Source organism: Neisseria sp. P0008.S010 (assembly GCF_051962715.1).
Lineage (GTDB): Bacteria > Pseudomonadota > Gammaproteobacteria > Burkholderiales > Neisseriaceae > Neisseria > Neisseria elongata.
Genome location: NZ_JBQCVA010000159.1, coordinates 1 through 468 on the forward strand (window position 1 = coordinate 1; position 468 = coordinate 468).

The window sequence follows — 468 nt, forward strand, 5'->3', positions numbered from 1 at the left end:
GTATAAGAGACAGCCTACGGGAGGCAGCAGTGGGGAATATTGCACAATGGGGGAAACCCTGATGCAGCAACGCCGCGTGAGTGATGACGGCCTTCGGGTTGTAAAGCTCTGTCTTTGGGGACGATAATGACGGTACCCAAGGAGGAAGTCACGGCTAACTACGTGCCAGCAGCCGCGGTAATACGTAGGTGACAAGCGTTATCCGGATTTACTGGGCGTAAAGGGAGCGTAGGCGGATAATTAAGTGGGATGTGAAATACCCGGGCTCAACCTGGGTGCTGCATTCCAAACTGGTTATCTAGAGTGCAGGAGAGGAGAGTGGAATTCCTAGTGTAGCGGTGAAATGCGTAGAGATTAGGAAGAACACCAGTGGCGAAGGCGACTCTCTGGACTGTAACTGACGCTGAGGCTCGAAAGCGTGGGGAGCAAACAGGATTAGATACCCCAGTAGTCCTGTCTCTTATACAC

The 468-nt window shown here is 52.6% G+C and carries 1 rRNA gene; it reads left to right on the forward strand.

Annotated elements, in window-relative coordinates:
• Positions 1-468, forward strand: a 16S ribosomal RNA gene (locus ACTHSL_RS13010); the annotation flags it as partial.